Below are 6,045 nucleotides of genomic sequence, written 5' to 3' on the forward strand. Positions count from 1 at the left end.
TAAAGATAATAGGTGGAGAAAGTTTTGCAATAAGCATTATACTATTTAACATCATGTATGTGCCCTTTGCGAGGAAGTATAGACCTAAGCGTTTCTCTGAGGTGGCAGGACAAGATGTGGCAGTGCGTGTGCTAAAAAATGCAGTAAGACTCAACAAGGTCTCCCATGCTTATCTTTTTGCAGGTCCAAGAGGAACGGGGAAGACCACCCTTGCAAGGATACTAACAAGGGCTTTAAACTGCCTTCAACCAGAGGAGGGTGAACCCTGTGGAAGATGTGAAAACTGCCTTTCCATAGATAGGGGCAACTTTCCAGACCTTATTGAGATAGACGCTGCTTCCAACAGGGGTATAGACGATATAAGAGCTATAAGGGATGCGGTCTCTTACGCACCCATAAAGGGTAAATACAAGGTATACATCCTTGACGAAGCCCATATGCTTACAAAAGAGGCTTTTAACGCCCTTTTAAAGACCCTTGAAGAACCTCCTCCAAGAACTGTTTTTGTGCTTTGCACCACAGAATACGAAAAGATAATGCCCACCATACTCTCAAGATGCCAAAGGATAATCTTCACAAAGCTAAGGGAGGAGGAAATAGTAGGGTATCTAAAGACTATATGCGAAAAAGAGGGTGTTGAGTGTGAAGAGAAGGCTCTTATAACCATAGCCAGACTTAGTGATGGTGGTATGAGGGATGCGGTCTCTTTGCTTGACCAAGCAAGCACCTACGGTGAAGGCAAGGTAAACTCTGAGGTTCTTGAGGAGTTTTTGGGTATAGTATCTCAAGAGAGGGTAAGGGATTTTCTTAAACTCCTCTTAAACTCTGAAACAGACCAAGCCCTTGCCTTTATAAGAGATATAAGCCAGAGAGGTTTTAATCTCACAAGATTTTGGGACTCTCTTGAAGAGGAGATAAGAAACCTAATACTCTACAAAAGCCTAAAGAACCCAGAAAAGGTTATGAGGGTAGAAGACTTCCACAAGAGCTTTACGGACACACCATTAAATGCCCTGCTCTATTTAGAAAAGGTAGTCAACATGGCAAGGCTTGATGCAAGGAGCAGGGACTTTCTTAGAGCCTGTGAGCTTGCCATAATAAAGACACAGATAATCAAAGACATTCTTCCTATCGGAGAGCTTATAAGGTATATGTCCTCTGAAAGACCCGTAGAACCTATACAAAAGGAGCAAACTAAACAAGAAGCAGAGCAAGAAGACCCTTTTAAACCTCTTGAGGGTAAGTTGGACATCCTTTTAATGGAGGCACTCAAAAGGTCAAAGTATGAGGTCAAGGAAGACAAGTTTGTCTTTTTTGTAAGAAAGGGAGACCTAACAGAACAGGATATGCAAAAGATAAAGGCTTTGAACCCTAAGATTGACTTCGTGGTAGAGGAAAAGGAGGAGGAAGGCGGTCTGCCACCCTTTGTGGAGAAGGTAAAGGACATATTTGGTGCAAAGATAGTTAGCCATGAGCAAAGAGGTAAAGGCAAGGGTTCTTCTGGTAAAAGTTCCTAAGGAAAAGATAGGTCTTTTTACAGCCCTCATAGACGGGTCTGGCAGGTATGCCATAGTAAGGACAAGGGAAAAATCCTCAGAGGAGGTTTATCTTATAGCCACGCCAGACACCTTTTCTGGACTTTTAGAGGTTCTTGAGGGGGTCAGGTCTTTCCTTCCCGAGCTTTATCTTGTGGGTGAGGTAGAAAGCATAGATGTGGGATAAAAAAAGAGCATACAGGTTTATAGTCCTTATGGGGGTAGTTAGTCTCTTTGCGGACTTTACCTACGAGGGTGCAAAGGGTATTATAGGTCCTTACCTTGCCTTTCTCGGAGCTTCCGCTCTTTGGGTTAGCCTTGTGTCTGGTCTGGCAGAGCTTCTGGGATACTGGGTTAGGCTTCTCTCTGGCTTTTTTTCTGACAAGCTTAAGAGCTACTGGGCTTTTACCCTAAGTGGGTATGCCCTAAACCTTTTTGCGGTTCCTCTTCTCTCTCTTGCAAGCAGTTGGCAGACCGCAAGCCTTCTTTTGTTTCTTGAGAGGACGGGAAAGGGACTAAGGACTCCTTCAAGGGATGCTCTTCTTTCAAAGGCTACTCAGGTAGTGGGTCATGGAAAAGGTTTTGGTCTTCATGAGTTTCTTGACCAGATTGGTGCGGTTCTTGGTCCTTCTGTGGTTGCCCTTGTGCTTTATCTTGGTTTTGGTTATAGGCTTGCCTTTGCAGTGCTTTTTGTGCCTGCGGTCTTTGCCATGCTCTTTCTCTTGCTGGCAAAAGGCTTGGAAGTAAAGGACTTACAAAAGGAAAGACGAGGGTCAGAGGCTTCTCTTAGCAAAGTTTTCTATCTATATCTTATTGCTTCCTGCCTTGTTTCTCTTGGCTTTTTGCAGTTTCCACTTATAGGTTTTCATCTAACTCAAAAACTAAACTTTGAGGGTTGGCAGGTAGCCCTCTTCTTTGCACTTGCCATGGGGGTGGATGCCCTGTCCGCACTTCTTTTTGGCGTTCTTTACGATAGGGTTGGTTTTATATCCTTGATTGCTGGACTTTCTATTGGTATGTTTTCTACCCTCTTTCTCCTTCTTATAAGCCAGCCACTTTTGGCGGTGGTCTTCTGGGGTATAAGCCTTGGAGTTCAAGAGTCCATAATGAGGTCTGCGGTTGCCAAGCTCTCCTCAGAAGACGCAAGAGGAAAGGCTTATGGTCTTTTCCACTTCTTTATGGGGCTTTCTGCCTTCTTAGGTGGTGCTCTAATGGGTCTGCTTTACCAGTATTCTCTTCCTTTTCTCATAGTTTACTCTGTAGGGCTACATCTTTTAGCTATTGGACTTCTTCTTGCTGTCGTAAAATATAAAGCCCAATGACTAAGGAAGACCTTCCTGAAGTGCTTGAGATAATGAAAAGGGAGTTTCCAAAGTGGCATGCACCAATAGTAAAACTCATAGCACAAAAGAGGAAAGACCCTCTTAGTGCACTTCTTTGTGCTCTTCTTTCCACAAGGACAAGAGACGAAACAACCGCAGAGGTCTGCAAAAGATTTTTACAAAGGGTCAAAGACCCACAAGACCTTTTGGAGATAGACCAAGAGGAGCTTGAAAAACTCATATACCCCGTAGGCTTTTATAGAAACAAGGCAAGACAATTAAAGGAACTTGCAAAACAGCTTGTAGAAGACTTTGGTGGTAAAGTTCCAGACAGCCTTGAAAACCTTTTAAAGTTAAAGGGTGTGGGAAGAAAGGTGGCAAACATCGTGCTTTCTGAAGGTTTTGGAAAGCCAGCCATAGCGGTAGACGTGCATGTGCATCGCATAAGCAACAGGTGGGGGCTTGTGAAAACAAAAACTCCAGAGGAGACAGAAGAGGCTTTGATGAAAGTAGTGCCAAGAGAGTATTGGAGAGACTACAACAGACTTTTGGTAGCCTTCGGTCAAACCATATGCAAACCTGTAAAGCCGAAGTGCGGAGAATGTCCTATAAGCAAGTGGTGTGGTTATTATAATAGCTTGTTATGAATGAAAACCTAAGGAAAGGCATACTCCTTTATGCCATAGGGGAAGAAGGAGAGCTTGAAGACTTTCTGAGAGGACTTTCCAAGAATACCTTAGAGGCTCTATTTGTAGACCTTATAACCATGTATTTCAACGATAAAAACTCTTCTAAACTTAGGGAATTGTCCGCAATTTATATCGCAGGTTATGAGCCAATACAGGAAAAGCTGGGGTACAACGGTTATATGCAGTTAGTAGATACGGGGGAAACGGTGTATTGCGAAGTGAAACCTCAGAATACGGATAGTGTAAAGAAAAAACTTAATGGAGGAGGAAGTTTTAACGATTACACTCCAGAAAGATTTGAAGAGGATATAGAGAAAAATCCAAAAGTTCTAACCTGTGGCTTCGTGCATGGTAAACTCCTTTATATCTTTGAGTTTGATTTCAAGTGTTTAGAGGACAGATTAAAAACTTTGATTAACAAACGCTTTCTCGAAGGCAAACGAAGGGAAGGTGAGTATTTACGCTCCGCAAGTTTTTCTATAAAGCACTATAGGGATTGCAAAAACCTAAAGGTGGTATTCATCCGTAAAGACATAAAAAAGTTCTACAGCTTTCTATCAAAAGAACTCATTGAATTTATAGAGAATTTAGGAGGAGGTAATGCATAGCATAGAAGAGTTTCTCAACAGAGTTATATGCGGAGATGTTTTAGAAGTTCTTAGGGACATGCCCTCTGGCTCCATAGACCTTGGGATAACTTCACCGCCTTATAACAAAAAGGAAAAACATGGCGGTTGGCTTGTGCCAAAAGTGATATACAAAACTTACAAAGACGCTATGAAGGAAGAGGACTATCAAAGATGGCAGATAGACGTTTTAGATGAACTCTACAGGGTGATAAAGGAGGGTGGCAGTTTTTTCTACAACCACAAGGTTAGATACGAAAACGGAAAGATGATACATCCTCTTGAGTGGCTTACAAAAACCAAGTGGAATATATGGCAGGAGATTATATGGAACAGGAAGATAGCAGGGAACATCAGAGGGTGGAGGTTTTGGCAGGTTGAAGAGAGGATATATTGGCTTGTAAAGGGTAAACCTAAGGAGCTAAGTCCAAGTCATGCAAAGCTCACATCCATATGGGACATAAGACCAGAACAAGGACACAAGGACCATCCTGCGGTTTTTCCCATAGAGCTTCCTACAAGGATAATCTACTCTATTCTTGAAGACAGATACGGTGTAGTCATAGACCCCTTTTGTGGCACAGGGACTACACTTGTGTCCGCAAAACTATTAGGTAAGGCTTATATAGGAATAGACATATCTGAAGAGTATGTGGCTTACGCCATAAAGAGGCTTGAATCCGCAGATAAGGAAAGGCATAGAGTCCTTTATGAGCTTTCCCTTCATGAGGTTAGTCTTACCTTTGAGGAGAGGAAAAAGAAAGGGCTTTGGAACAAGAGGCTTAAAAAGTTATAATAGTTTCTCATGGTAGTTTCACGCTTTGCACCAAGTCCTACGGGATATTTGCATCTTGGAAACGCAAGGACTGCTATATTTAGCTACCTTTTTGCCAGACACCACCGCGGGAAGTTTATCCTCAGGGTAGAAGATACAGACAGAGAAAGGTCTACAAAGGAGTTTGAGGAAATGCTCCTTGAGGACCTTAAGTGGCTTGGCATAGAATGGGATGAATTCTACAGACAGTCAGAGAGGTTTGACATATACAGAGAATATGCGGAAAAGCTCGTGCAAAGCGGACATGCCTATCCCTGCTTTTGCACTGTGGAAGAGCTTGAAGAAGAAAGGAAAAGGGCAGAGGAAAAGGGAGTGCCTTACAGATACTCTGGCAAGTGTAGAGCTCTAAGCAAAGAAGAAGTGGAAGAGTTCAAAAGACAAGGCAAGCCCTATACCATACGTTTTAGAGTCAACTCCACACGGTGGATTAGCAACGTAAGAGTTAGAAAAGGTAACTACACACAAATATTCGTTTCAACTCCACACGGTGGATTAGCAACAGTGCATATCAAGGAGAATAACTGGCAGGTAAGCAAAAATTTCAACTCCACACGGTAGATTAGCAACATAGAAGGCCAAGAGGCCTTCTATGTGAAAAAAGGGGTTTCAACTCCACACGGTAGATTAGCAACCAACAAGTATCCATGCATAGATAGGAACTCATTTAAGTTTCAACTCCACACGGTAGATTAGCAACTTGAAAATCAAGCATTTGCAAGAGAGTTCATTTTTAAAGTTTCAACTCCACACAGTAGATTAGCAACATGATAGGTAGAAAACTCTTTTTAGCTTCTTTTGGATGGTTCAACTCCACACGGTGGATTAGCAACCTCAACTCACCACATAGAGAATAATAAGACATATCAAGCCTTTTGTCAAGGGGGCACCCCTCTCAAGTGAAGGTGGTTTGCCAAAAGTGTCAGGTCCTGCAAGGTTGAGTGTGCTATTGTCAAACTTAAACCCTTGAGAGACAAGGCTTTGAAGCATATGTCATCAAAACATCAAAGCATCACTGCATCTTTATGCCAAAACATAAAA

6 protein-coding genes and 1 pseudogene are annotated in these 6,045 nt (G+C 42.5%); all 7 read left to right on the forward strand.

Annotated elements, in window-relative coordinates; translation table 11 throughout:
• The coding region (gene dnaX, locus WKI49_03490; protein MEJ7621566.1) for a DNA polymerase III subunit gamma/tau at window positions 1-1,517 on the forward strand (1,517 nt) is incomplete at its 5' end.
• Window positions 1,471-1,722 (forward strand): hypothetical protein, encoded by a 252-nt coding sequence (locus WKI49_03495; GenBank protein ID MEJ7621567.1) that lies wholly within the window; start codon window positions 1,471-1,473, stop codon window positions 1,720-1,722. The genes dnaX and WKI49_03495, both read left to right, overlap by 47 nt.
• Window positions 1,712-2,857 (forward strand): MFS transporter, encoded by a 1,146-nt coding sequence (locus tag WKI49_03500; protein ID MEJ7621568.1) that lies wholly within the window; start codon window positions 1,712-1,714, stop codon window positions 2,855-2,857. The genes WKI49_03495 and WKI49_03500 overlap by 11 nt, the downstream gene beginning before the upstream one ends.
• Window positions 2,854-3,504: an endonuclease III gene (gene nth / locus WKI49_03505; GenBank protein ID MEJ7621569.1), complete on the forward strand. Its 651-nt coding sequence runs from the start codon at window positions 2,854-2,856 to the stop codon at window positions 3,502-3,504. The genes WKI49_03500 and nth overlap by 4 nt, the downstream gene beginning before the upstream one ends.
• Window positions 3,501-4,154, forward strand: coding sequence for a hypothetical protein (locus tag WKI49_03510; protein ID MEJ7621570.1), 654 nt, complete (start codon window positions 3,501-3,503; stop codon window positions 4,152-4,154). The genes nth and WKI49_03510 overlap by 4 nt, the downstream gene beginning before the upstream one ends.
• Complete coding sequence (locus WKI49_03515; protein ID MEJ7621571.1) at window positions 4,147-4,968, forward strand: site-specific DNA-methyltransferase; 822 nt, start codon at window positions 4,147-4,149, stop codon at window positions 4,966-4,968. The genes WKI49_03510 and WKI49_03515 overlap by 8 nt, the downstream gene beginning before the upstream one ends.
• A 9-nt stretch (window positions 4,969-4,977) precedes the next feature.
• A pseudogene (locus WKI49_03520) lies at window positions 4,978-5,418 on the forward strand (glutamate--tRNA ligase family protein).
• Window positions 5,419-6,045: the final 627 nt, after the last annotated feature.

Source organism: Aquificaceae bacterium, from assembly GCA_037722135.1.
GTDB classification, from domain to species: domain Bacteria; phylum Aquificota; class Aquificia; order Aquificales; family Aquificaceae; genus Pampinifervens; species Pampinifervens sericum.

Bases quoted from the DNA above. Each gene is read 5' to 3' on its own strand.
- nth (MEJ7621569.1), top strand. From the start codon at position 2,854: ATGACTAAGGAAGACCTTCCTGAAGTGCTTGAGATAATGAAAAGGGAG.
- WKI49_03515 (MEJ7621571.1), top strand. From the start codon at position 4,147: ATGCATAGCATAGAAGAGTTTCTCAACAGAGTTATATGCGGAGATGTT.
- WKI49_03495 (MEJ7621567.1), top strand. From the start codon at position 1,471: ATGAGCAAAGAGGTAAAGGCAAGGGTTCTTCTGGTAAAAGTTCCTAAG.
- WKI49_03500 (MEJ7621568.1), top strand. From the start codon at position 1,712: ATGTGGGATAAAAAAAGAGCATACAGGTTTATAGTCCTTATGGGGGTA.
- WKI49_03510 (MEJ7621570.1), top strand. From the start codon at position 3,501: ATGAATGAAAACCTAAGGAAAGGCATACTCCTTTATGCCATAGGGGAA.